Source organism: Leifsonia sp. TF02-11 (assembly GCF_017565305.1).
In the GTDB taxonomy this organism is placed as follows: Bacteria; Actinomycetota; Actinomycetes; order Actinomycetales; family Microbacteriaceae; genus Leifsonia.
Genome location: NZ_JAGEKP010000003.1, coordinates 177,588 through 199,489, shown reverse-complemented (window position 1 = coordinate 199,489; position 21,902 = coordinate 177,588). Strand labels below are relative to the sequence as shown.

Below are 21,902 nucleotides of genomic sequence, written 5' to 3'. Positions count from 1 at the left end.
TGGCCTCCCTGGCTTTCGGGTTCGAACGTACCCCACCGGTGGTGACGAGCCAAGGGAGGACCATCATGCGCAGCAGGGGATGGTGCACACTAGGGGCATGAGCGGCAACGGCAGCACCGGCTCGGGCGGCGTCCTCGTGGCGGTCGTGCCCGGCCAGCCCACCGCGGTGCTCGACCAGGCGGCCCGGCTGGCCGACGATCTCGATGTGCCGCTGGTCTGCGCGAACGTCGATCCCAACCGCTACCTGGTCTCGAGCTACGTGGACGGCACGGTTGTGGCCCTGCCGTACGACCCCGACCTCCCCGAAGTGGACGAGGAGACGTTCGACCCCGAGCTCGAGTCCGACATCCGCGAGGTGATGGACGGTCGCGGCGTTCCCTACACGCTGAAGCAGCTCGCGGGTGACCCCGCGTGGGCACTCGCGCGTCTCGCCGACGAGATGGACGCGCGCTACATCGTGGTCGGAACGCGCGAGGCGGGACTCCGCGGCAGCCTCCGCGAGTTCTTCAACGGGTCCGTCGCGGTCCACCTCGCCCACCGGCAGCACCGGCCCATCATCGTCGTGCCCCTGGCGCCGGTCAGCGGGTCCCAGGCGCTGCCCTGGGAGGACCCGCCGGTATAGTGGTCCAGCGGCGATGGATCTCGCCGGGGCACGCGTGCCCGAACCGCGACGGTCGCTGATAGTTCCTGCGCTTCATCATTGAAGGGTGGATGCCGCGTGTCCGCGAGAACTCCATTGCCCGTGCATCTGCACTGGCGGTCCGTGCTGCTCGTCTTCGTCGGCGGTGCGATCGGCACCACCGTGCGCTACCTGCTGTCCGCCGCCGTACCGACGGTCGGGGGCGTCCCGCTGATCACCCTCGTCATCAACGTGACGGGAGCGTTCGTGCTCGGCTGGCTGCTGGAGGCCCTCGCCCTCCGCGGGCCGGACGCGGGGCGTCGGCGCGACCTGCGCCTGTTCGCGGGAACGGGCATCCTCGGCGGCTACACGACCTACAGCTCGTTCGCGGTCGACACGGACGGGCTGTTCGTCGCCAACGCCCCGGTGTCGGGTATCGGCTATGCAGCGGCCACCATTGTGATCGGCGCGCTCGCCTCCGTCGCCGGCATCGCCGCGGCTGCCGCGATCGCGCGGCGCGGGGGAGCCCGCCGGTGACGCCCCTGCTCGCGCTCGCCGTCGCGGTCGCCGGCGGCCTCGGCGCGGTCTCGAGACTGGTGCTCGACGGCGTGCTGCGCGCACGCTTCCGGATCGGGTTCCCGTTCGGCACGACGGTGATCAACGTGACCGGATCGTTCCTGCTGGGTCTGGTGACCGGGCTCGCGGCGGCCCACGGTCTCCCGCCCGAGTGGAGGGCGATCCTCGGCACCGGATTCCTCGGCGGCTACACCACGTTCAGCACGGCCAGCTACGAGACGGTTCGGCTGGCGCAGCAGCGACGGTACCGTGCTGCGTTCGTCAACGGCGTCGGGATGCTCCTGCTCGCGCTCGCCGCGGCCGGCCTGGGGCTGTGGCTGGGAGGTCTCTTCTGAAACGGGAGGCGCTCAGGCCTCCTGCTCCATCCACCACTCGGTGAACTCCTCGGCTCGCCCGTCGGCGGCCAGGCGGATCACCCACAGGTTCGAGTAGGTCGGGCCGTCGTGGTAATCGGTGACGCCCTCGACGAAGTATTGCGCTCCGTCCTGACCGAGCAGCCGCCACTCGAAGTCGACCGACCCCGGGTCGTCCTGCGCGTCCAGCCAGCCCTCGACGATCTCGAGGTGGCCGTCCCACGGCTCCGCGAACGGCTCGGTGCGATAGCTCGCGTCTTCGGTGAAGAGTGCACGGATGTCGTCGGGGTCGTTGGACTCCCACGCGGTGCGGTAGCGGTCGATCCAGGTCGTGATCGCGTCGGCCATGAACCCCGTTATACGCCCTGCGTGCGCGGGCCCACCAGACTTGACAGTTCGGCGCCGCTCTGCGCGTGAGGTCGCTAGCCGGCCGCCCCGGCCAGTGCCAATTGCGGAAGGGCGTCGAGCAGCGGCGCGAGCTCGGGGATGCTGTGCGCCTCCTGCAGGGCCGCCTCCAGAGCGCCGTCGTGCACCGGGCGCGCCGTGTCGAGCAGCCGGTGACCGCCGGCGGTGAGCTCGGTGTAGATGCCGCGCCTGTCGTCGAGGCAGTCGACGCGGGTGAGCAGGCCGCGCTCCTCGAGCCTGTTGACCAAGCGGGTGGTGGCGGAGGGGCTGAGCGCGCTGGCCCGCGCGAGCTGCTGCATGCGCATGTGCCAGCCGTCCTGTCTGCTGAGGGCGTCGAGCACGGTGTACTCGACCACCGAGAGGCCGGCCTCGCGGGAGAGCGCCCGCTCCAGTTCGTTCTCGATGAAGTTGTGGAGGGCGGCGAGCGTTCGCCAGCCCTGTGCGCGCACTTCGACGGCGTCGTCGGCGATGCCCACGGGGTCTCCTCACTGTCGGTGGCAGACGCGGGGTTGCACAAGATAATTGCATGTGCAACTATTTATGACGCGTCTGCAAGTAACTATGGTACGCGTTCGTCTCCACCACCCTCGACATTCCCAGGAGTTCCCATGCCCGTCGGACTCATCGCCCTCGCTCTCGGCGGATTCGGCATCGGCCTCACCGAGTTCGTGATCGCCGGACTCCTTCCCGAGGTCGGCGCCGACTTCCACGTCGATGCCGCCGCGGCCGGATGGCTCATCTCCGGCTACGCGCTCGCCGTCGCGATCGGTGCGGTCGGCCTGACGGCGGCCGTCACGCGGCTGCCGCGCAAGACCGTCCTGCTCGGACTGATGGTGCTCTTCATCATCGGCAACGCGCTGTCGGCCGTCGCGACCGACTACCCGACCATGCTCGCCGGACGGATCGTCGCGGCACTCTGCCACGGCGCGTTCTTCGGCATCGGGTCCGTGGTGGCGGCGGGGATGGTCGAGCCGGACAAGAAGGCGCGCGCCATCGCGATCATGTTCACCGGGCTGACCGCGGCGAACGTCCTGGGCGTTCCATTCGGCACCCTGCTCGGGCAGCAGTTCGGCTGGCGCTCGACGTTCTGGGCCATCACGGCGATCGGCGTGATCGCCCTCGTGGGACTCGCCGTCCTGGTGCCGCGCTCGGCGGGACAGGCCGCCGACGGCGCCGGCGCGGGCGGTGGGCTGCGCGGCGAACTGCGGGCGTTCCGTTCCACGCAGCTGTGGCTCTCGCTCGCCGCGACAGTGCTCGGATTCGGTGGGATGTTCGGCGCGTTCACCTACATCGCCTACACGCTGACCGGCCTGTCCGGCTTCCCGGCCGCGGCCGTTCCGTGGCTGCTCATCCTCTTCGGTGTCGGGCTCTTCGTCGGCAACGCGGTCGGCGGCCGGTTCGCCGACCGTTCGATCGACGGCACGCTGACGGTCGTGCTCTCGGCGCTCGCCGTCATCCTCGGACTCTTCGCCGTCGTCGCCCCACTGCCGGTCGGAGCCGTGATCGCACTCATGCTGATGGGCGCCGCCGGGTTCGCGACGGTACCGGCACTGCAACTCCGCGTGCTCCGCTCGGCCGAAGACGCACCCACGCTTGCCTCGGGGGCGAACATCGCCGCGTTCAACGTCGGCAACGCGCTCGGCGCCTGGCTCGGCGGACTCACCATCGCGGCGGGGCTGGGCTACGCCTCCCCGCTCTGGGTCGGGGCTGCGATGACGGTCGCCGCGCTCGTCGTGATCCTGATCGCGGCGCGAATGCGCAACAGGCTCTTCCAAGAAGGTAGACAGAGGAGTACGCTCACCACTGTCTCGAATGGAAGGCCGACGATCAGGGGGTGATCGTGTGGTGGATGTGCCCGAGGTGCGGCGCTCCTCCCTCACTCCACTGCGGCTTCTGATCGGCGCTCTTGTCCTCGGCGGCGGAGTCACCGTCCTCGGTCTGCTGTTCGGCGGCGGCTCCGCGAACGCCGCAGAGCCTCCCGCGCCTGACCCGCTGGGTTCGGTCGTGTCGAACCTCACCACCGGTGTCGGCGAAACGGCGCACGCGGTCACGTCCGCGGTCGCGCCCGCGCTGCCCGCGCCCGTCCGCTCGACAGTGGCCCAGGTGGTCCAGCCGGTCACGCAGGTCGTCGACCACGTTGCCGAGTCGACCCCGGTCGCGGCCGTCGTGACACCCGTGGCCGCCACAGTCGACAAGGTCGTGGCGGCGACCCCGGTCTCGCAGCTCCCGGTCGTGGGGGCCGTCCTCGGCGCCACTCCGGTCGAATCCCTGACGGCTCCGGTCGCCGCGGTGGCCGACGGCACCGTCTCCAACGTGTCGGCCGCGCTCGACACCGCGGTGAAGCCGCTCGCGCCTGCCACGTCGCAGCCTCCGGTCGGAGGCACGCCGACCGTGGAGCCGGGCGCGCCCGGACAGGTGTCCACCGAGTCGCCCGCGGCGTTCGTCACCACCGCTGTCGCGCCCGACGCGGCCGTGTGGGCAGCCAGCGGATTCGCGCTCTTCCCGCCGGCGATCGCCGGCGGCGCTCCCGGTTCGGGCGCGTCTTCGGCGCCTGCTCCGGGCGGTGCGCCCCCTGGCGGCTCCGACCCGCCGTCGCCCGGCGTGCCGTCCGGTTCTCTGGGCGCGTCTTCTTCTGCCGGCTCGTCCGGCGGCGCCGCGTCGGCCCCTGCTGTCTCCGGCGACGCTTTGGCGACCCCTTCGACCATTCCGGGAGGCCGCGACGCGCTGCCTTCCGGCGACGACCTGCCAGCTGCACCGCTCTTCGACCACGACATCAGCCCCGACTGAGTGCGTCGCCCTCTGCCCTCCGGCAGAACGCGACCCGACCTCCCGACCGGGAGATCGCAGACACTCACTCGAAAGGCTGAACGATGAACAAGTACGTCTCCAGAGGGTTGTGGTTCACCCTCTGCGTCGGTGGGCTGTGGCTCGCCGGCACCGCGGCAGCGAACGCCGCGGAAGCGCCATCCACGACCGGTTCCGGGGGCGTCGCCTCCGGAGGACAGGCCGCCATCGGCATCACCGTACCGGTGACGATCGCAGGAAACGGCATCGCCCTGGTGGGCGACGGGAGCTCGGCCGGCGCATCGTCGACGACCCCCGCCCCCGCCCCGGCCGTCTCCGTCTCGACCAGCGGGCTCGGCGGCGTCGCCGCCGGGGATCAAGCGCTGGTCAGTCTCTCGGTACCCGTCGCCGTCACGGGGAACGCCGTGAGCGCCGTCGGCGACGCGGGTTCCAACGGATCGACGGCCGCCAGTGCCCCGAGCGCTGCGCCGACCTCAGCGGCACCGACCAGCGGCGCGTCCACCAGCGGAGCGGGCGGCGTGCTCTCCGGGGCGCAGGCGCCGATCGCTGTCTCGGTTCCGGTGACGGCATCGGGCAACGCGATCAGCGTGCTGGGCGACGCGGGTTCGTCGGGTGCGTCGACGGCTGCGCCGGCGGCGTCGACCGGTGCGCCGGCTTCGGCGTCGGATGCTTCGACCTCGGGTGCCGCCGGCATTCTGTCCGGGCTCCAGGCGCCGATCGGAGTCGCGGCTCCGGTGACGGCGTCGGGCAACGCGATCAGCGTGCTGGGTGACGCGACGAGCAGCAAGTCCACTTCGGCGGCGTCGACCCCGGCTGCGAGCGGCTCGGGTGGGACGACGTCGGGGTCCGGTGGCATCCTGTCCGGAGCTCAGGCCCCGGTCTCGGCTGGGCTTCCGGTCACGGCGTCGGGTGACGCGGTGAGCGTCCTCGGGAACGCGACGTCGTCGGGCTCGTCGGCGGCTGTGCCGGCGGCGTCGACCCCGGCTGCGAGCGGCTCGGGCGGGGCGACGTCGGGGTCCGGTGGCATCCTGTCCGGAGCTCAGGCTCCGGTCTCGGCCGGGCTTCCGGTCACGGCGTCGGGCGACGCGGTGAGCGTTCTCGGGAACGCGACGTCGTCGGGCTCGTCGGCGACGGTTCCTTCCGCCGCAGCGGGCTCCGCAGGGTCGACCTCCGGTTCCGGCGGCATCCTGTCCGGCCTTCAGGCCCCGATCGGTGCCGCGGTTCCGGTCACGGCGACGGGTGACGCGGTGAGCGTGCTCGGCAACGCGACGAGCAGCGGCTCGTCGGCGGCCGTTCCAACGGGCGGATCCGGCGGCACCGGATCCACGCCGACGGGATCGACCACCAGCGGCACCGGCAGCATCCTCGGCGGCCTGCAGCTGCCCGTGGCGCTGTCGCTGCCGATCACGGTCTCGGGTGACGCGATCGCCGTGCTCGGCGACAGCACCACGACCGGCTCGACGACCGGGCCGACCACACCGACGACCCCGACCACACCGACCACGCCGACGACCCCGACCACGCCGACGACCCCGACCGGGCCGTCCACCGGGGGCACCGTCTCGGTCGCGTCCGCAGGAGGTGCCACGATGCTGACCGCATCCGGTGCGACGACCGCCCTGGCGTCGACAGGTTCGGATGCGCTCACTCTGGGCGCGCTCGGTGCCCTGCTCGCGCTGCTCGGTGCGCTGGCCGTGTTCGGCGCGGCCAACCGTGAGCGCCGCCACCACACCCGATGAAGCAGGAAGGATGACGCGACGGGGGCGGCCGGTCGCACAGGCCGGCCCGCCCCCGTGACGTCGCTCAGAACCCGATCGGACGACCGGGGGAGAGGGGCTCCTCGCTCGCTGCGAAGGTCTCCCCGCTGTTGTACTCGGCCTCGCGGCGCTCGACTTCGGCGATCAGGGCCTTGTTGATCATCTCGGACCAGCTGCTGTCCTGCTCCTCGAAGGAGGTGGAACGGTAGGCCGCTCGCGCGCGGTTGCGGAGGCCTTCGCTGAGATAGAACGTGACGCTCGTGCGTCGGGCAGGGGCCGCCTTCTCGGCGACCGCCGTCGGGCGTACCCGGAACTCCGCCAGTGGGGTGGAGTCCTGGTCGAGCTGCGCTTCGGCGCCGCGATCGGGCTGGTCGTGGTTGGTCATCGCACCTCGCAAACATATTGCATGTGTCATCTGTCGGCAGCATACTACCTGATGTCTCTGGCCGCCGGGTGCGCGTTTCCCGCGCGACCGGTGTGGGCTGCGGGCGCTCGCCCGTCAGCGGGACAGGCGCTCCACGATCGCCCCGAAGAGCTGGGGGCGAGCCGTCGCGGCGGGGACGATGCGGGGTCGCAGCGACGAGCGCGCCGCGACGACGAGTCCCGTGGTGAGGATGCGGAAGTCGCGGGTGGTGGCGCGCCACGCCCGCTCGTACTGCTCCGTGTTCCCCGCCCGCACCGCCGCGACGGCCGCGCGCGCCTGCGCGAAGCCGACACGCATCCCCTCGCCGGTCAGAGCGTCGACGTAGCCGGAGGCGTCGCCGGCGAGGAGCACCCGGCCCGCGGACCTCGATCGCGACCGCTGCAGCAGGGGACCCGCGCCGCGCGGATCCGAGACGGCGGGGGCGCCCTCCAGTCGCTCGGCGAGGGCCGGGATCCCGGAGATCGAGGCGTCCTGGCCGAGCGGGCGAGGCCCGAGCACCGCGACGCCGACGGTGTGGTCGTCCACGGGGGTCACGTACGCCTCCACGAGCGGCGACCAGTGCACCTCCACCAGATCGGTCCACGGTTCCACCGCATAGTGGCGGCGCAGCCCGTACCGGCGCCGGCCGGGACGTTGCGCTCGCCCCTCCAGGCCGATGAGGCGCCTGATCGGCGAGTGGAGACCGTCGGCGGCGATCACCCACGGAGTCTCGAGCGTCTGCGCGCCGTCGGCCCCGAGAGTCAACTCCACGGCATCCCGCCGTTGCACCACGCCGGTCACCCGGTCCCGGACGACGGGTGTGCCGAGTTCGGCGGCGCGGCGGGCGAGCTCGCGGTGCAGCACGGTACGCCGCACGCCCCGCCCCGGTCGGTCGGCGAAGCGGTGCTCCACTCGCCGGCCGTCGTCGAGATAGGCGATCCCGGCCAGCGGATGGCCGGGAGGATCCACGCCGATGCGGTGCAGAGCCGCGAGCGCGCCCGGCATCAGGCCTTCGCCGCACGCCTTGTCGATCGGGTCGTCGCGCGGCTCGACCACGACGACGTCCATACCGGCCATCCGCGCTTCGATCGCGCACGCCAGCCCGATCGGGCCTCCGCCCACGATCACGAGCTGCGGCGCGGTCATGCGCGGGCGGCGGACGCCTCGGAGGTGGCGAGCGCGCGGTTCTCGCAGGGGATGCGGAAAGCCAGCAGGAGCACCGCGTTCAACACGGTGAAGACGACGGCGGTGATCCACGCCGAGTGCACGAGCGGCAGCGCGAATCCCTCGACGACGACCGCGACGTAGTTGGGGTGGTGCAGCCAGCGATAGGGGCCGCGCGCCACCAGCGGGAGGCCGGGCACGACGATCACCCGCGTGTTCCAGCGCGGCCCGAGGGTCGCGATGCACCACCATCGCAGGGCCTGGCTCGCCACGACGAGCACCAGCATCGGCCAGCCGAGCCAGGGGAGGAACGGGCGGTCGAGCAGCCAGACCTCGGCGAGGCAGGCGAGGAGGAGTCCGGTGTGCAGCGCCACCATCGGCGGAAAGTGGCGGCGGCCGTACTCCACGCCGCCGCGCGCGAACGACCAGCGGGCGTTGCGCGACGACACGACCAGCTCGGCGATCCGCTCCGCCCCCGTCGCGAGGACGAGCACGGTGTACCAGATCACGCGGCGGCCCCGAGCTCCGGCGACGTCCGGCCGGCGTGCGCCCTGCCGGTCCAGCGGAGCAGCACGAGCTCGCTGGTGACGCCGGGCCCGAGCGCGAACAGGAGGCCGATGGTGCCCGGCGGGTGGGCATCCAACTGCTCCGCCAGCACGTGCAGCACGGCCGCCGACGACAGGTTGCCGACCCGGGCGAGGGACCGCCAGCTGGCATCGAGCGCATCCGGCGGGAGGTCGAGCGACCGGGCGAACGCCTCCAACACCTTGGGGCCTCCGGGGTGCGCGGCCCACGCGCCGACGTCGGCCACCGCGAGGTCGTGCTCGGAGAGAAGCCCGCGCGCGTCGTCGGCGAAGTTGCGGTCGATGACATCGGGGACACCCGCGCTCAGCACGATGCGGAAGCCGGTGCCGCCGATGTCCCACCCGATCACGTCCTCGGTGTCGGGGTAGATACGGCTGCGGGTGTCGAGGATCTCCGGTCCGGGGAGGTCCAGCTCGCGCGCGCGCTCGTCTCCCGCCATCACGACGGCGGCCGCGCCGTCGCCGAAGAGCCCGCTGGCCACGATGTTCGCCATCGAGTCGTCCCTCGCCTGCACGGTCAGCGAGCACAGTTCCACCGAGAGCAGCACCGCGACCTCGCGCGGGTGGCCTTGCAGGTAGTCGTGCACCCGCGCGATCCCGGCGGCACCGGCGACGCAGCCGAGGCCGAAGCTCGGCAGACGTTTGACGTCGGGTCGCATCCCGAGCCGCTGCACGAGCTGGGCGTCGATGGACGGCGCGGCGATGCCGGTGACGGAGGTGAAGAGCAGGAAGTCGACATCGGTCGCGAGGAGGCCGGCGGCCGCCAGCGCCTGGGTCACGGCCCGCTCGGCCAGGGTCGTCCCCTCGGCGATGAAGAAGTCGTTGGACTCACGGAACGACCCCAGCGAGCTGTACCGTTCGAGCGGCATCACGAGGCTGCGGGTCTGGACACCGCTGGCGGCGTGGATGCGCCGCATCACAGCCTGCCGCCGCGGGTCGCTGGTGATCATCGCGAGCAGGGCGGCGGTGATCTCGCCCTGGCTGTAGCTGCGGGCGGGAAGCACGGGCGCCACGGCCACAATACGGCTCACATGCGAAACGTACCACCGGGGACGGTTTGCGCGGTGTGGTCGCGGGGAACTGTCAGACCCGGGAGGAGCACCTCACCCGAGAACCGCCAACGCGTCGATCTCGACCAGCATCTCCGCGCGCGGCAACCCCGTGAACACGGTCGTGCGGGCGGGCAGCACGCCGGAGGCGACGCGGGTCGCGAGGAACTCGCCGTACGCCTCGTTCATCGCCGCGAAGTCGTCACGGGTGGTCAGGTAGACGCGCAGCATCATGACGTCGTCGAAGCCGGCTCCTCCTGCCGCGAGGATGGCCTCCACGTTGCGGAGGGTGCGGACGGTCTGTGCCTTCACATCGCCGGGGTGGAGGTACTCGTTCGTCTGCGGGTCGACCGGTCCCTGCCCGGACACCTGCAGGAACGGCCCGCGGCGCACCCCCTGCGGGAACGTGTGCGCGGGGGCGGGGGCCTCGGTCGTGCTGACGGCGATCCGGTCGGTCATGGGGTTCCCTTCGTTGGTGCCGATTTCGATGGTGCGGAGGTCGGAAGAGCGGAGGTTGTGGCCCCGAGCTCGGCCGAGATTCGGTGCGTCGCGTCCAGGAGCGCCGGCAGCAGCGCGAGTACGCCGTCGTGCGGCAGCACCACGTTCGGCACCGAGATCGAGACGGCGGCGGCGATCCGCCCGTCGGGACCGCGGACGGGTGCGCCGATGCAGTTCATGAACGTCTCGTGCTCCTCGTGGTCCTCCGCCCAGCCGCGCTCTGCGCTGATCGCGACATCGACGAGGAGCGAGGAGGGGGTGACGTGCGTGCGCGCGGTGAAGGCAGGCAGGTCGAGGTCGGCGACGACGCGCTCGCGCTCCGCCGGCTCCAGGCCGCCCAGGAGCACCTTGCCGACCGCCGTCGCGTGCAGGGGCGCAGGCAGGCCGATCCGCGAGTACATCCGCAGGCCCTGCCGCGCGTCGACCTTGTCGATGTAGGTGACGACGCCGTCCTGATAGGTCGCCAGGTGCACCGTCTGGCCGGTGGCCGCGGCGAGTTCGCGGAGGATCGTGCCGGACGCCGCCCGCACGTCGACGCCGTCGAGTGCGTCGGAGGCCAGCGCGAAGACCGTGGGGCCGACGTGGTAGCGGTGGGCGGCGTCGTGGCCGGCGAATCCTCGGGACTCGAGCGTTTGCAGCAGCCGGAGCACGGTCGACTTGTGCACCCCGAGCTCCTCGGCCAGCGCGTCGAGCGTTCGGACGCCGCGGGCGACGAGCCCGAGAAGGTCGAGCGCTCGGGCGACGGACTGGCTCATGGCGTCGCCTCGCGCCACGGGATGTCCCCGGGATGTACGCGCCACCTCGCCCACGTCGCGTCGTCGGCCGCTGCGATCGTGTTTCGCTCACGGTGGGTCGGCACGGTCAGCGGGCGGTCGCCGTGTCCGATCAGGGTGAGTGCGGCCAGTGCGTGGCCGAAGCGGAGGGAGGTGGTGTCGTCGCGTCCCTCCACGCGCCCGGCCAGGAAGCCGGCGGCGAAGGCGTCGCCGGCGCCCACCGGCTCCACGACCTCCACGGTGAGGGACGGGACATGGGTGGCGCTGCCGTCGCTTCGGTAGGCGGAGGCTCGTCGCTCCTCGTCTTTCAGCACCAGCGTCTCGAGGTGGGGGAGGTCGGCGAAGATGCGCACCGGGTCGGTGTGGCCGAAGTGGGTCGCGGTCTCCTCGTCCCCGGCGAACAGGATGTCGGCCTGCGTGACGAGTGCCTCGAGCGCCGAGCGGTCGCGATCGATCCAGAGCGCCGGCCGGAGGTTGAGGTCGACGCTGACGAGCGTGGCGGGCCCGATGAGCGAGCGGAGGTTCGCGGCAACGTCCGCGGTGGACGCCGAGAGTGCGGGCGTGATGCCGGAGGTGTGGACGAGGGCCGCACCGTGCAGGAGGGCGGCGGCGGGCTCCGAACGGAGCTGTGCCACACCGAGCACGGACGCCGCCGACCCGCTGCGGTAGTAGTGCATGCGCGTCCGCACGCCGGTCGGACCGACGACCGGCTCCTTCACGTACAGACCGGTCGGTCGCGCGGCATCGCGCTCGACGGCGGAGGTGTCCACGCCGGCCTCGCCGGCTGCGGCGAGGATGCGGTCGCCGAAGCCGTCCGCGCCCAGCCGCGACACCCACGCGGTCGGCAGGCCGAGCCGAGCGAGCGAGGTCGCCACGTTGAACTCGGCACCGCCCACGTCGGAGCCGAAGCTGCGCGCGTCCGACAGCGGGAGGTGGTGATCGGGATACAGCGCGATCATCGCCTCGCCGATGGTCACCAGGGTTGCGGGCATCGCCATCCGTCTCCCCTTCCGCGATCGTCCGGGATCATGCTAGACAAGAGAGCAGCAATCGTGCAACGGGCGTTGCGCAGCACGCAACTCAATCGACCAGGAGGATGGATGGAGCAGTACAAGGCCGCGCCACTCGGCTTCACGGCGGCAGACGTCTCCGACCTGCCGAGCGCTCGTCCGCTCCTCCGGGACTTCCCCACTCCGCTCGTGACCCTCAGCGAGTCCGCCGTCGCGCACAACCTCGCGACGATGGCCGCGTGGTGCCGGGAGGCCGGAGTCGGCATCGCACCACACGGCAAGACGACCATGAGTCGCGAGCTCTGGAACCGCCAGCTCGAAGCGGGAGCGTGGGGAATCACCGTGGCGACGCCGTGGCAGGCGTCCGTCGCGCTCGGCTGGGGCGTTCCAAGAGTGCTGCTGGCCAACGCCCTCGTGCAGCCGGCCGCCCTGCGCGCGCTCGCCGCCGATGCAGGCCGCCTGACGGTGTGGGCCGACTCCACCCGAGCCGTCGAGATCATGACAGAGGCGCTGAGCGGAGTCGACACCCCCGCCCCGCTCGATGTGCTCGTCGAGCTCGGAGGCGCGGGAGGTCGCACGGGCGCGCGCGGGGTGGAGGCGGCGCTGGCCGTCGCGTCCGCGGTCGCCGCGTCGCCGCGACTCCGGCTCGCGGGGGTCGCCGGCTACGAGGGAGCGCTGGCGCACGACGCCTCCCCGGAGTCGCTCGCGCACGTCGGGGACTACCTCGACGAGCTTCTGGCGCTGCACGACGCCATCGAGGCCGCCGGACTCTACGCGCCGGACGACGCGGTGATCCTCACCGCCGGGGGGAGCGCCTACTTCGACCAGGTCGCCGACGCCCTCGCACCGCGGCGCGACCACGACGGAAGCCGTGGACGGCGGGTCGAGGTGCTGCTGCGCTCGGGCGCCTACATCACCCACGACGACGGCCACTACCGCGAGATCACGCCCTTGGGACGGATCCCGTCCGATCGGGAATTCCGGGCGGCCATCCACGGGTGGGCGACCGTCGTCTCCCACCCTGAACCAGGGCTGGTGCTGGTCGACGCGGGCAAGCGCGACCTCCCGTACGACGAAGGGCTGCCCATCCCTCAGGCGATCCGGCGCTTCGGTGCCGCTGCCGCAGAGCCACTGGACGGGGCGGTCACCACGGCGCTCAACGACCAGCACGCCTTCGTGCGCGTGCCGGAGGACGCCGTCGTCGAGGTCGGCGACGTGATCCGCTTCGGGCTGTCGCATCCGTGCACCACCTTCGACAAGTGGAGGGCGCTCGCCGTGGTCGATGACGCCCTCGCTCCCGAACCGCGCGTGATCGGGCTGCTGGACACGGCGTTCGGATGACGCACGCACCGCTGAACCGGGCGCTGATCCGGGCGCTGAGCCGCTCGCTGAGCCGCTCGCTGACAGGAGACCCATGCTGATCGAGACCCTCACCGCCGACCGCGCACTCGCCGTCGTCCGTGCGCCGCGCATCGACGACCCCGCCGCGCTGTGTCGTGCCCTGGCCGCAGGGGGCATCCGTACCGTCGAGTTCACCTTCACCACGCCGGGAGTGGAGGCCGTGATCGCGGCGGCGGCGGCCGAGCCGCACGGTGCGCTCGTCGGGGCGGGCACCGTCACAGATGCCCGTACGGCGGAGGCGGCCATCGCCGCAGGGGCGCGCTTCCTGGTCACCCCGGGCATCAGTGAGGGGGCCGCCGCCGTCGCCCGCGACGCGCGCGTGCCGATCATGCTCGGCGCGCTCAGCCCGACCGAGGTGATGCGCGCCGTCGAGCTCGGCTCGGCCGCGGTGAAGATCTTCCCGGCCTCCACCGTCGGACCCGGCCACCTGAAGGATCTGCGCGGCCCGTTCCCCGGTGTCCCGTTCGTGCCGTCCGGCGGACTCCACGCCGACAACGCCGCGCAATGGATGGCCGCAGGAGCTCTCGCCGTCACCGCGGGGTCGAGTGTGGTCAGCGCGAAGGACATCGAGGCGGCGGCCTGGGACGCGGTGACGGAGCGGGCGCGCGCGTTCAGCAGGGCCGCGACCGCATGAGCGCAGGCGCCGCTGCCGGCGCGTTCCTGATCCGCGGCGGGACGGTCCTCGACGGCAGCGGCCGGCCGGGCCGCGTCGGCGACGTCCTCGTCGACGCCGGACGCATCGTCGCCGTCGACGACCGCATCACGCCCTCCTTCGCACGGGTGATCGACGCCGACGGTCTTGCGATCGCGCCCGGCTTCATCGACATGCACGCGCACGCCGACCTCGCGGTGCTCGACGACCCGCAGAACCTCGCGGCGGTGACCCAGGGCGTGACCACGCAGGTGGTCGGTCAGGACGGTCTCTCGTACGCGCCGGCCACCGAGGCGACGCTGGAGGTGCTCCGTGACCAGCTCGCCGGCTGGAACGGCCCAGCCGGCGATGCGGGCTGGCCGGACATCGCGGGATACCTCGCAGCGGTCGACCGCGGGGGCAGCGCGGCGAACGTCGCCGCCCTCCTCCCGCACGGGACGATCCGCCTCAACGTCGTCGGCGCTGAGGACCGGCCGGCGACGACGGCCGAGCTCGCCGCGATGCGCGCCGAGGTGGAGCGCGGGATGCGCGACGGCGCCTTCGGCTTGTCCGCCGGTCTCACGTACGCGCCCGGCATGTTCGCGGACACCGCCGAGCTGGTGGCGCTCTGCGCGATCGTCGGGACGCACGGCGGCTACTTCGCGCCGCATCAGCGCTCCTACGGCGCCGGCGCCCTCGCCGGCTATGCGGAGATGATCGAGATCGCCCGCCACGCCTCCTGCCCCCTGCAGCTCACTCACGCGACGATGAACTTCGCCGTGAACCGCGGTCGCGCCGCCGAGCTCGTCGCGCTGATCGACGATGCGCTGGCCGATGGCGTGGACATCACTCTCGACACCTACCCGTACCTGGCCGGGTCGACCACCCTCGCCGCCCTCCTGCCCGGCTGGGCGGCGGCGGGAGGCCCGGAGTCCGCCCTCGCCCGCCTGCGCGACCCCACGGCGCGGGCGCGGATCATCCACGAGCTCGACGTCGTCGGCAGCGACGGCGCCCACGGCGTGCCCGTGGACTGGAACACCGTGCAGGTCTCCGGCGTGCGCGACGCCGCGCTGGGCGACCGCGTCGGCCGTACGATCGCGGACCTCGCCGCCGCAGCAGGCGGACCTCCGGCCGAGGTGGCGGTCGACCTCCTGCTCGCCGACCGGCTCGGCACCGGCATCCTCCAGCACGTGGGCAATGAGGAGAACGTCCGCACGATGATGCGGCACCCGCGGCACACCGGCGGCAGCGACGGCATCCTCGTCGGCGCGAAGCCGCACCCGCGCGCCTGGGGGACCTTCCCGCGCTACCTCGGCCACTACGTCCGCGAGGAGGGCGTGCTGACGCTGGAGGACGCCATCGTGCACCTCTCCCGCCGGCCGGCGGACCGCCTCGGGCTCACCGACCGCGGGAGGATCGCGCCCGGTGCCGTCGCCGACCTCGTGCTCTTCGACCCGCAGACCGTCGCCGACCGGGCGACGTTCGACGAGCCGCGCCGCCAGGCTGCCGGCATCCCGTGGGTGCTGGTCGCCGGAACCGCCGTCGTCGAGGAGGGCGAGCGCACCGGAGCGGTGCCCGGCCGGGCACTACGCTCGGCAGCATGCGCGCCTTCCTGATCCTGCACGGCTGGGACAACTTCCGCCCGCCAGGGCACTGGCAGCACGAGCTCGCCTCGGCTCTCCGCCGCCGCGGGGAGCGCGTGGTCTACCCGCAGCTGCCGGACGCGGCCGATCCCGACGTGGAGGCCTGGCGGGCGGCCGCCGCGGCGGCGCTGGACGAGGCCGCCGCCGACGGTGCGCGTGTCACGGTCATCGCCCACAGCCTGGGCGCTGCGCTCTGGCTGGGCGCGCGGCCGGACGACTCGGAGGCGGGAGCGGTCGTCGACCGCGTGCTGCTGGTCTCGCCGCCCTCGCCCGGTTTCCTGCGCGGCAATCCCGAGGTCGCGGCCTTCGCCGAGCTGCCCGTCAGCCGTCCGGCCGCCCAGACGCGCATCGTCGCCTCCGACGCCGACCCGTGCTGCCCGGAGGGCGCATGGACCTTGTTCGCCGAGCCCCTCGGCATCCCGCTGACCACGATCCCGGGCGGAGGGCATCTCACCATCGCCGCCGGGTACGGCGAGTGGCCGTCGGTTCTCGACTGGTGTCTCGACCCGACGGCCGCGATCGTTCCACGCTAGCGAGCCGATCGCTTGGCGCGGCCGCGCTTCAGCGTTGCGCCGCGCGCACGACCTCCACCAGCGGCTCGAAGAGCTCCTCGCCCTGCTGCACGCCCATGACGTCGTCGACGATGTCCTCGGCCGTCGCGCGCTGGAGCAGCTGCTGCAGCTCGAAGCTCTGCGAGTCTTCCGGCACGTCGAAACGCAGCGCGGTGCCCACGGCCGCGAGCAGTGCCTCCGGCACGCCGCCGACGAACTGCACATAGTCGGCGGCCGGACCGATGAACCGGTCGTTGCGGCCGAGTTTGCGCAGCGGTTCGCGGCCGACGCGGGTGACCTCGTCGACGAGGTAGGGATTGCGGAAGCGGTTGAGGATCGTGGCGCGGTAGGTCGCGAGCTCGTCCGGGTCGAGTCCGTGCTTTGCGGCGAGCGCCGCCGATGTCTCCACGAGCGCCGCCTCGGTGGCCTCCAACACCGACGGGATCCCGATGGCCTGACTGATCGTGGTCGCGCCCGCGAGGAACCCCGTGTACGCAACCGTCGCGTGCCCGGTGTTCACCGTGAACAGCTTGCGCTCGATGTAGGGGCCGAGCGAGTCGACGAAGTGCGCGCCGGGGATCACCGGCACGTTCCCGTTGAACGGGCTGCGGTCGACGACCCACTCGTAGAAGGTCTCGACCGTCACGTCGATGCCCGCGTCAGGGGCCTGGGCGGGCACGATGCGGTCGACAGCCGTGTTCGCGAACACGGCGCGCGAGGCCAGCTCGTCGCGGGTGTCGTCGTCCGGCAGGCCGTCCATCAGCTCGGCGGCGAGCAGGTCGGTCGCACCGATCGCGTTCTCGCACGCCATCACCGCGAGGCGGGGCGCATCCGAAGCGCGGGCGGCCAGGCCGCGCGCGATCACCGGGGCCACGAAGCGCAGGATGCGCGGGCCGACGGCGGTGGTGACCACATCGGCGGTCGCGATCTCTGCGACCAGCGCGTCCTCGTCTGTCGCGCTGTTGATCGCGCGGAAGCCGGTGACGGTCTTCGTCTCCGACTCGTCGCCGACGAGGTGCACGTCGTAGGAGTCGGCCGCCGCGAGGGCGTCGATCAGTTCCGCGTTCACGTCCGCGAACACCACCTCGTACCCGGCTTCGTGGAGCAGGAGCCCCACGAAGCCGCGCCCGATGTTGCCCGCCCCGAAATGGACCGCCTTCATCCGAGCCTCCGTCTTACTCGTTGACGTCGCCGAGGAGTGCGAACAGGGCGTCCGCGTCCGGCGCGTCGATGAGCCTCTGAACGTCGTCCTCCTCGGAGAAGAGGATCGCGATCTTGCTCAGGATGTCGAGGTGCTCGTTGTTCCGTCCGGCGATGCCCACGACGAACCGCACCTCCTCGCCGCCCCAGTCGAGCGGCGAGGGGTAGCGGACGAAGGAGAGCGCCGACCGCACGATCTCGTCCTTGGACTCGTTGGTGCCGTGCGGGATGGCGAGACCGTTCCCCATGAAGGTGGAGACGGTCGCCTCGCGCTGCGCCATCGAGTCGACGTAGCCCGGCTGCACGGCGCCCGCCCTCACGAGCAGCTCACCCGCCTCCCGGATCGCGTCCTCCCGCGTGGTCGCGCTGCCCGCGGCCACGACGTTCGCCCGGTCGAGAATCGTGTCGGTCATTTGGTGGCGTCCTCCGTTGCGTTCTGGTTCTGCTTGGCGACCAGGTCGACGACCTCGTCGTACTTCGGGCTGTTCATGAAGTTGTCGACGGACACGTGCAGCGAGTTCGGCGACTGCCCCTTGGCGCGGTCGGTGAGCTCGCGCTGCGTGATCACCAGGTCGGCCGTCCCGTCGAGGTTCGAGATCGCCTGGTTGGTCACGGTGACCCCCTCCACGCCGGCCTTCTTGAACTTGTTTCGCAGCACCGACGCGCCCATCGCGCTCGAGCCCATCCCAGCGTCGCACGCGAAGACGATGTTGCGCACCAGTCGATCGGTGGCGTCGCCCTGGGCATCGCCGGTGTCGTGCTCGCCTTCCTGCACCAGACCCTCGAGGACGGAGGACGACTTGCCCTTGTTCGCCTCGGTCTGAGCGACAGCAGCGGAGAGGTCGCCCGCGTTGCCTGCCGCGAGGTCGCGGCGGCGGCTCGCCCGCAGGATGATCGACGCGACGATGAACGAGACGGCAGCCGCCCCGACGACCGAGAGCAGGACTCCGGGGAGGCTGGTGAGCGGCGCCTGCGCGACGACCGCGATGATGGAGCCGGGGGAGGCCGGGGCGCGAAGTCCCGAGTTGAAGGTCACGTTGATGGCGATGCCGGTCATGCCGCCCAGGATCGCCGCAATGACGATCATCGGCTTCATCAGCACATACGGGAAGTAGATCTCGTGGATACCGCCGACGAACTGGATCAGTGCGGCGCCTGGCGCGCTCGCCTTGGCGATGCCCAGGCCGAAGATCGAGTACGCGATCAGGATGCCGAATCCGGGGCCGGGATTGGCCTCGAGCAGGAACAGGATGGACTTGCCCTGCTGCTGCGCCTGCTCGATGCCGAGTGGCGTGAGCACCCCGTGGTTGATGGCGTTGTTGAGGAACAGCACCTTGCCCGGCTCGATGAGAATGCTGGCGAACGGCAGCAGATGCGCGCTGACCAGCCAGTTGACCGCGTTGCTCAGAATCGAGCTCAGCCACTCCACGAGCGGCGCGATGCCGAAGAACGCGCCGATCGACAGCAGCATGCCGACGATGCCGGCCGAGAAGTTGTTCACCAGCATCTCGAAGCCGGCCTTGATCTTGCCCTCCCAGATGCTGTCGACCTTCTTCATGACCCACGCGCTGAGCGGGCCCATGATCATCGCGCCGATGAACATCGGGATGTTCGAGCCGACGATGACACCCATGGTCGCGATGCTGCCGACCACGCCGCCCCGGACGCCGTAGACCATGCGGCCGCCGGTGTTTGCAATGAGCAAGGGGAGCAGGTATGTGATCATCGGGCCGACGAGACCCACATACTGCTGGAAGGTGTGACCGCTCGGGTCCTGCGCGAGCACTGTCGCCGCGCCGGTCCAGCCGATCTTGGCCTGGTCCCCGAAGCCGCCCAGGATGCCGTTGATCGCCCACCCGGTGCTCTGCAGCCAGCCGGTGGCGATGAAGAGGGCCGTGATGAACCCCCAGGCGATGAACGCCGGGATGTTCGGCATGACCATATTCGAGAGGAAGGTCCCGAAGCGCTGCACGTGGACGCGAGCGCTGCTGGGCTTCTTCGGCGTCGTCGCTGTCGCCGATGTCATGATGGTGCCTCGTTTCTGTGTCGGCCCGCGCTAGGGAGCGTCGGGAGGGGGGAACCCGGCGGCCGCGGTTCGGACGGCCTCCCGGGCTTCGGCCGCGCCGTCGGCGGCCAGGGCGACCTCGGCCAGGGTGCGGGCCTGGTCGAGTGTGTACTGGGTGAGGGACAGCCGCACGTCGGCGAGTGCCGCCGGCGACATCGAGAGGGTCGTCGCGCCGAGGCCGACGAGGACGACCGCGAGCAGCGGGTCGGCAGCGGCCTCGCCGCAGATTCCCACGGGCTTCCCGTACGCGGCTCCGGCGGAGCCGACCTCGCCGATGAGGCGGAGGACGGCGGGATGCCACGGGTCCTGGTAGCCGGCGACCGAGCCGAGGAGACGGTCGGCAGCGAGTGTGTACTGGGTGAGGTCGTTGGTGCCGATGGAGGCGAAGGCGGCCTCGCGCAGCACGCGGTCGGCGAGCAAGGCGGCCGACGGCACCTCCACCATGACGCCGACGGTCTTCAACCCGAACTCGGTGGCGAGGTGCACGAAGTACCGCGTCTCCTCCACCGTCGCCACCATCGGAGCCATGACCCAGAGGTCCGCCTCGGTGGCGGCGTCCGCCTCTGCGAGAGCCGTCAGCTGCTCGCGCAGGATGTCTTCGTTGGCGCGCAGCGAGCGGATGCCACGCAGGCCGAGGGCGGGGTTGTCCTCGTGGGCGTCGTTGAGGAACTCGAGCGGCTTGTCGGCGCCGGCGTCGAGCACGCGGACCACGACCTTCTTGTCGGGGAACGCCTGCAGCAGCTTCACGTACTGCTCGCGCTGCTGCTCGACGGTCGGGGCCATCCGCGCGTCGAGGAAGAGGAACTCCGTGCGGAACAGCCCGACGCCTTCCGCGCCGGCCGCCACGGCCTTCTCGGCCCCTTCGGCCGACCCGAGGTTCGCGAGCAGCGGGACGGGTGTTCCGTCGGCGAGCGCGCCGGGTTCCAGCCCGCCGGCGAGTGCGGCTTCGCGTTCGGCGATGCGGCGGCGGGCCGCCTCGCTCTGGTCGGCGCTCGGTGCGACGGTGACCGTGCCGGCCCCGGCGTCGAGGATCACCTCGGTGCCTCCCGTCAGCTCGTCTGCCCCTGCGACGCCGACGATCGCGACGATCGCCTTCTCGCGGGCGAGGATCGCGGTGTGGGAGGTCGGGCCGCCCTCGCGGGTCACCAGTCCGAGCACCTTCGTGAGGTCGAGCAGGGCGGTGTCGGCTGGCGCGAGGTCGGTCGCCACGAGGACGAAGGGCTCGTCGGATTCCGGGACCCCGGGGGCCGGGCGCCCCTCCAGCGCGGCGATCACCCGCTGGGCCACGTCGTCGAGGTCGGTGGCGCGCTCGCCCATGTAGCCGCCGAGGCCGATGAGCATGTCGCGGAAGACCCCGAAGCCCTCGAACACCGCACGCTCGGCGGTGGTGCCGCCCTCGATGCGGGAGGCCACGTCGGCGGCGAGGGAGGAGTCCTCCGCCATCATCGACTGCGCCTCGAGCACCTCGGCGGCGGTACCGGTGACCCTGCCCGCTCGCTCGCGGAGGTCGGCGGCCACGGTCTGGACGGCCGCGGCGACGCGCGCCTTCTCCTCGTCGGGAGTGCGGGTGCTCGGGGTCGCCTCCGGCTCGGGAAGCGGGTCGGACATCCGGAGGACGGGCCCGAGGGCGATGCCCTGGCCGATGCCGGCTCCGGTGAGGACGATGCTGGTCTCGGTCATGATCAGGCGTCGTGGTCGGTGGTCAGGATGACGGCGAGGTCGTCGAGGACGGCCTCGCCGTTCGGGGCGTCGGTCGTCAGCACGATCTTGTCGCCGTGGTCGATGCCGAGCGAGATCACCCCGAGGATGCTGCCGGCGTCGACGGAACGGCCGCCCTCCTTCGCGAGCGACACCTTCGCGCCGGAGGCGCCGACGGCCTCGACGAAGAGCTTGGCGGGACGGGCGTGCAGCCCGTGGGTCGATCCGACGGTGATGATCCGCTCAGCCATGGTTTCGGTCTCCTTCGTTGTCCGGGGGCACACTACGCCGCGACTCGGCGGTGCCGTCCGCTCTCATCGTGCCCCGGCCTTCGCGCTGAGGGCCAGCTCCAGCGCGGCGGCGCCGTCGAGCGCGGCGGGCGAGACGGGCGGGAGGACGGCGATCGCGGTCCCGGTCGCGCCGGCTCGCGCCCGCAGTTCCGGCACGACGGCCTCCAGATGCGCCCCGACGAGCACGACGTCGATACCGGCGAGCGAGTCGAGCTGGCTCGCACTGCCCGCGGCGACCTCGAGCGTGAGGCCGCGTGCGGCGGCGGCGGAGCGGAGCTTCACGGCGACGAAGGTGCTGGAGGCGCCCGCGCCGCAGACGACGACGATCTTCATCGACCTGTTGCCTTTCGTGCTGCGGTTGTGCGGATGGAGCGGGACCGATAGTCCGGTGGATCGTCTCCATCGTGATCGTGGCGCCCGTCCGGGG

At 72.0% G+C, this 21,902-nt stretch carries 25 protein-coding genes and 1 riboswitch; of the genes, 10 read left to right on the top strand and 15 right to left on the bottom strand.

Going from position 1 to position 21,902, the window contains the following annotated elements; genetic code table 11:
- Positions 1-97: 97 nt before the first annotated feature.
- The 3 genes from JNB50_RS03065 to crcB all read left to right on the top strand — a co-directional run bounded on the left by JNB50_RS03065 (position 98) and on the right by crcB (position 1,530).
- Positions 98-622 carry a universal stress protein gene (locus tag JNB50_RS03065; protein WP_208038636.1) on the top strand — a complete coding sequence of 175 codons (525 nt, stop codon included), beginning with the start codon at positions 98-100 and terminating at the stop codon, positions 620-622.
- Positions 623-697: riboswitch (Fluoride riboswitch) on the top strand. It begins immediately after the preceding gene.
- A 21-nt stretch (positions 698-718) separates the two neighbouring features.
- On the top strand, positions 719-1,156 hold the full coding sequence (locus JNB50_RS03060) for a CrcB family protein (protein WP_208038635.1): 438 nt from the start codon (positions 719-721) through the stop codon (positions 1,154-1,156).
- The gene (gene crcB, locus JNB50_RS03055) at positions 1,153-1,530 is read left to right on the top strand and encodes a fluoride efflux transporter CrcB (protein WP_208038634.1); all 378 of its coding nucleotides are present in this window, start codon (positions 1,153-1,155) and stop codon (positions 1,528-1,530) included. Before JNB50_RS03060 ends, crcB begins: the two co-directional genes overlap by 4 nt.
- Positions 1,531-1,542: 12 nt before the next feature.
- Here crcB and JNB50_RS03050 read toward each other — a convergent pair whose 3' ends face one another.
- Both JNB50_RS03050 and JNB50_RS03045 read right to left on the bottom strand, forming a co-directional pair.
- Positions 1,543-1,896, bottom strand: a complete 354-nt coding sequence (locus JNB50_RS03050; RefSeq protein WP_208038633.1) for a nuclear transport factor 2 family protein — start codon at positions 1,894-1,896, stop codon at positions 1,543-1,545.
- Positions 1,897-1,970: 74 nt separating this feature from the next.
- The gene (locus JNB50_RS03045) at positions 1,971-2,429 is read right to left on the bottom strand and encodes a MarR family winged helix-turn-helix transcriptional regulator (RefSeq protein WP_208038632.1); all 459 of its coding nucleotides are present in this window, start codon (positions 2,427-2,429) and stop codon (positions 1,971-1,973) included.
- 132 nt (positions 2,430-2,561) lie between these two features.
- On the opposite strand from JNB50_RS03045, the gene JNB50_RS03040 reads away from it, so the two are divergent.
- The 3 genes from JNB50_RS03040 (at position 2,562) to JNB50_RS03030 (ending at position 6,497) form a co-directional block, all read left to right on the top strand.
- A complete protein-coding gene (locus JNB50_RS03040) occupies positions 2,562-3,791 on the top strand; it encodes an MFS transporter (RefSeq protein ID WP_208038631.1) in 1,230 nt (409 codons plus the stop codon).
- Between the two features lie 4 nt (positions 3,792-3,795).
- Complete coding sequence (locus JNB50_RS03035) at positions 3,796-4,740, top strand: hypothetical protein (protein WP_208038630.1); 945 nt, start codon at positions 3,796-3,798, stop codon at positions 4,738-4,740.
- Positions 4,741-4,823: 83 nt separating this feature from the next.
- Positions 4,824-6,497, top strand: coding sequence for a hypothetical protein (locus tag JNB50_RS03030; protein WP_243767943.1), 1,674 nt, complete (start codon positions 4,824-4,826; stop codon positions 6,495-6,497).
- 64 nt (positions 6,498-6,561) lie between these two features.
- Here the strand turns inward: JNB50_RS03030 and JNB50_RS03025 are convergent, their stop codons facing one another.
- The 7 genes from JNB50_RS03025 to JNB50_RS02995 all read right to left on the bottom strand — a co-directional run bounded on the left by JNB50_RS03025 (position 6,562) and on the right by JNB50_RS02995 (position 11,984).
- On the bottom strand, positions 6,562-6,900 hold the full coding sequence (locus JNB50_RS03025) for a hypothetical protein (RefSeq protein WP_208038629.1): 339 nt from the start codon (positions 6,898-6,900) through the stop codon (positions 6,562-6,564).
- A 114-nt stretch (positions 6,901-7,014) separates the two neighbouring features.
- Positions 7,015-8,064, bottom strand: coding sequence for an NAD(P)/FAD-dependent oxidoreductase (locus JNB50_RS03020; RefSeq protein ID WP_208038628.1), 1,050 nt, complete (start codon positions 8,062-8,064; stop codon positions 7,015-7,017).
- Positions 8,061-8,591: an isoprenylcysteine carboxyl methyltransferase family protein gene (locus tag JNB50_RS03015; RefSeq protein WP_208038627.1), complete on the bottom strand. Its 531-nt coding sequence runs from the start codon at positions 8,589-8,591 to the stop codon at positions 8,061-8,063. Before JNB50_RS03015 ends, JNB50_RS03020 begins: the two co-directional genes overlap by 4 nt.
- Entirely contained in the window at positions 8,588-9,697 is a 1,110-nt protein-coding gene (locus JNB50_RS03010) for a type III polyketide synthase (protein ID WP_208038626.1), read from the bottom strand. The genes JNB50_RS03015 and JNB50_RS03010 overlap by 4 nt, the downstream gene beginning before the upstream one ends.
- Before the next feature lie 72 nt (positions 9,698-9,769).
- The gene (locus tag JNB50_RS03005; protein WP_208038625.1) at positions 9,770-10,174 is read right to left on the bottom strand and encodes a RidA family protein; all 405 of its coding nucleotides are present in this window, start codon (positions 10,172-10,174) and stop codon (positions 9,770-9,772) included.
- Positions 10,171-10,968 (bottom strand): IclR family transcriptional regulator, encoded by a 798-nt coding sequence (locus JNB50_RS03000; protein WP_208038624.1) that lies wholly within the window; start codon positions 10,966-10,968, stop codon positions 10,171-10,173. The genes JNB50_RS03005 and JNB50_RS03000 overlap by 4 nt, the downstream gene beginning before the upstream one ends.
- A complete protein-coding gene (locus tag JNB50_RS02995) occupies positions 10,965-11,984 on the bottom strand; it encodes a sugar kinase (RefSeq protein ID WP_208038623.1) in 1,020 nt (339 codons plus the stop codon). The genes JNB50_RS03000 and JNB50_RS02995 overlap by 4 nt, the downstream gene beginning before the upstream one ends.
- 102 nt (positions 11,985-12,086) lie before the next feature.
- On the opposite strand from JNB50_RS02995, the gene JNB50_RS02990 reads away from it, so the two are divergent.
- The 4 genes from JNB50_RS02990 (at position 12,087) to JNB50_RS02975 (ending at position 16,204) form a co-directional block, all read left to right on the top strand.
- Positions 12,087-13,337, top strand: a complete 1,251-nt coding sequence (locus tag JNB50_RS02990) for an alanine racemase (RefSeq protein WP_208038622.1) — start codon at positions 12,087-12,089, stop codon at positions 13,335-13,337.
- A gap of 73 nt (positions 13,338-13,410) precedes the next feature.
- Positions 13,411-14,031: a bifunctional 4-hydroxy-2-oxoglutarate aldolase/2-dehydro-3-deoxy-phosphogluconate aldolase gene (locus tag JNB50_RS02985; RefSeq protein WP_208038621.1), complete on the top strand. Its 621-nt coding sequence runs from the start codon at positions 13,411-13,413 to the stop codon at positions 14,029-14,031.
- Positions 14,028-15,644: an amidohydrolase family protein gene (locus JNB50_RS02980; RefSeq protein WP_208038620.1), complete on the top strand. Its 1,617-nt coding sequence runs from the start codon at positions 14,028-14,030 to the stop codon at positions 15,642-15,644. The genes JNB50_RS02985 and JNB50_RS02980 overlap by 4 nt, the downstream gene beginning before the upstream one ends.
- Positions 15,629-16,204 (top strand): alpha/beta hydrolase, encoded by a 576-nt coding sequence (locus tag JNB50_RS02975; RefSeq protein WP_208038619.1) that lies wholly within the window; start codon positions 15,629-15,631, stop codon positions 16,202-16,204. Before JNB50_RS02980 ends, JNB50_RS02975 begins: the two co-directional genes overlap by 16 nt.
- Positions 16,205-16,232: 28 nt before the next feature.
- On the opposite strand, the gene JNB50_RS02970 is transcribed toward JNB50_RS02975, so the two are convergent.
- The 6 genes from JNB50_RS02970 to JNB50_RS02945 form a co-directional block, all read right to left on the bottom strand.
- Complete coding sequence (locus JNB50_RS02970; RefSeq protein WP_208038618.1) at positions 16,233-17,384, bottom strand: mannitol-1-phosphate 5-dehydrogenase; 1,152 nt, start codon at positions 17,382-17,384, stop codon at positions 16,233-16,235.
- A gap of 13 nt (positions 17,385-17,397) precedes the next feature.
- Positions 17,398-17,835, bottom strand: coding sequence for a PTS sugar transporter subunit IIA (locus JNB50_RS02965; protein WP_208038617.1), 438 nt, complete (start codon positions 17,833-17,835; stop codon positions 17,398-17,400).
- Positions 17,832-19,448 carry a PTS mannitol transporter subunit IICB gene (locus tag JNB50_RS02960; protein ID WP_208038616.1) on the bottom strand — a complete coding sequence of 539 codons (1,617 nt, stop codon included), beginning with the start codon at positions 19,446-19,448 and terminating at the stop codon, positions 17,832-17,834. The genes JNB50_RS02965 and JNB50_RS02960 overlap by 4 nt, the downstream gene beginning before the upstream one ends.
- A gap of 30 nt (positions 19,449-19,478) precedes the next feature.
- Positions 19,479-21,167, bottom strand: coding sequence for a phosphoenolpyruvate--protein phosphotransferase (ptsP, locus tag JNB50_RS02955; RefSeq protein WP_208038615.1), 1,689 nt, complete (start codon positions 21,165-21,167; stop codon positions 19,479-19,481).
- A 2-nt stretch (positions 21,168-21,169) separates the two neighbouring features.
- Complete coding sequence (locus JNB50_RS02950; RefSeq protein ID WP_208038614.1) at positions 21,170-21,436, bottom strand: HPr family phosphocarrier protein; 267 nt, start codon at positions 21,434-21,436, stop codon at positions 21,170-21,172.
- A gap of 63 nt (positions 21,437-21,499) precedes the next feature.
- Complete coding sequence (locus JNB50_RS02945; RefSeq protein WP_208038613.1) at positions 21,500-21,808, bottom strand: PTS sugar transporter subunit IIB; 309 nt, start codon at positions 21,806-21,808, stop codon at positions 21,500-21,502.
- Between the last annotated feature and the right edge of the window lie 94 nt (positions 21,809-21,902).

Coding starts and splice junctions, on each gene's coding strand:
- JNB50_RS03065 (WP_208038636.1), top strand. CDS start 98: ATGAGCGGCAACGGCAGCACCGGCTCGGGCGGCGTCCTCGTGGCGGTC.
- JNB50_RS03050 (WP_208038633.1), bottom strand. CDS start 1,896: ATGGCCGACGCGATCACGACCTGGATCGACCGCTACCGCACCGCGTGG.
- JNB50_RS03040 (WP_208038631.1), top strand. CDS start 2,562: ATGCCCGTCGGACTCATCGCCCTCGCTCTCGGCGGATTCGGCATCGGC.
- JNB50_RS03030 (WP_243767943.1), top strand. CDS start 4,824: ATGAACAAGTACGTCTCCAGAGGGTTGTGGTTCACCCTCTGCGTCGGT.
- JNB50_RS03025 (WP_208038629.1), bottom strand. CDS start 6,900: ATGACCAACCACGACCAGCCCGATCGCGGCGCCGAAGCGCAGCTCGAC.
- JNB50_RS03020 (WP_208038628.1), bottom strand. CDS start 8,064: ATGACCGCGCCGCAGCTCGTGATCGTGGGCGGAGGCCCGATCGGGCTG.
- JNB50_RS03005 (WP_208038625.1), bottom strand. CDS start 10,174: ATGACCGACCGGATCGCCGTCAGCACGACCGAGGCCCCCGCCCCCGCG.
- JNB50_RS03000 (WP_208038624.1), bottom strand. CDS start 10,968: ATGAGCCAGTCCGTCGCCCGAGCGCTCGACCTTCTCGGGCTCGTCGCC.
- JNB50_RS02995 (WP_208038623.1), bottom strand. CDS start 11,984: ATGGCGATGCCCGCAACCCTGGTGACCATCGGCGAGGCGATGATCGCG.
- JNB50_RS02990 (WP_208038622.1), top strand. CDS start 12,087: ATGGAGCAGTACAAGGCCGCGCCACTCGGCTTCACGGCGGCAGACGTC.
- JNB50_RS02985 (WP_208038621.1), top strand. CDS start 13,411: ATGCTGATCGAGACCCTCACCGCCGACCGCGCACTCGCCGTCGTCCGT.
- JNB50_RS02980 (WP_208038620.1), top strand. CDS start 14,028: ATGAGCGCAGGCGCCGCTGCCGGCGCGTTCCTGATCCGCGGCGGGACG.
- JNB50_RS02975 (WP_208038619.1), top strand. CDS start 15,629: ATGCGCGCCTTCCTGATCCTGCACGGCTGGGACAACTTCCGCCCGCCA.
- JNB50_RS02970 (WP_208038618.1), bottom strand. CDS start 17,384: ATGAAGGCGGTCCATTTCGGGGCGGGCAACATCGGGCGCGGCTTCGTG.
- JNB50_RS02965 (WP_208038617.1), bottom strand. CDS start 17,835: ATGACCGACACGATTCTCGACCGGGCGAACGTCGTGGCCGCGGGCAGC.
- JNB50_RS02960 (WP_208038616.1), bottom strand. CDS start 19,448: ATGACATCGGCGACAGCGACGACGCCGAAGAAGCCCAGCAGCGCTCGC.
- ptsP (WP_208038615.1), bottom strand. CDS start 21,167: ATGACCGAGACCAGCATCGTCCTCACCGGAGCCGGCATCGGCCAGGGC.
- JNB50_RS02950 (WP_208038614.1), bottom strand. CDS start 21,436: ATGGCTGAGCGGATCATCACCGTCGGATCGACCCACGGGCTGCACGCC.
- JNB50_RS02945 (WP_208038613.1), bottom strand. CDS start 21,808: ATGAAGATCGTCGTCGTCTGCGGCGCGGGCGCCTCCAGCACCTTCGTC.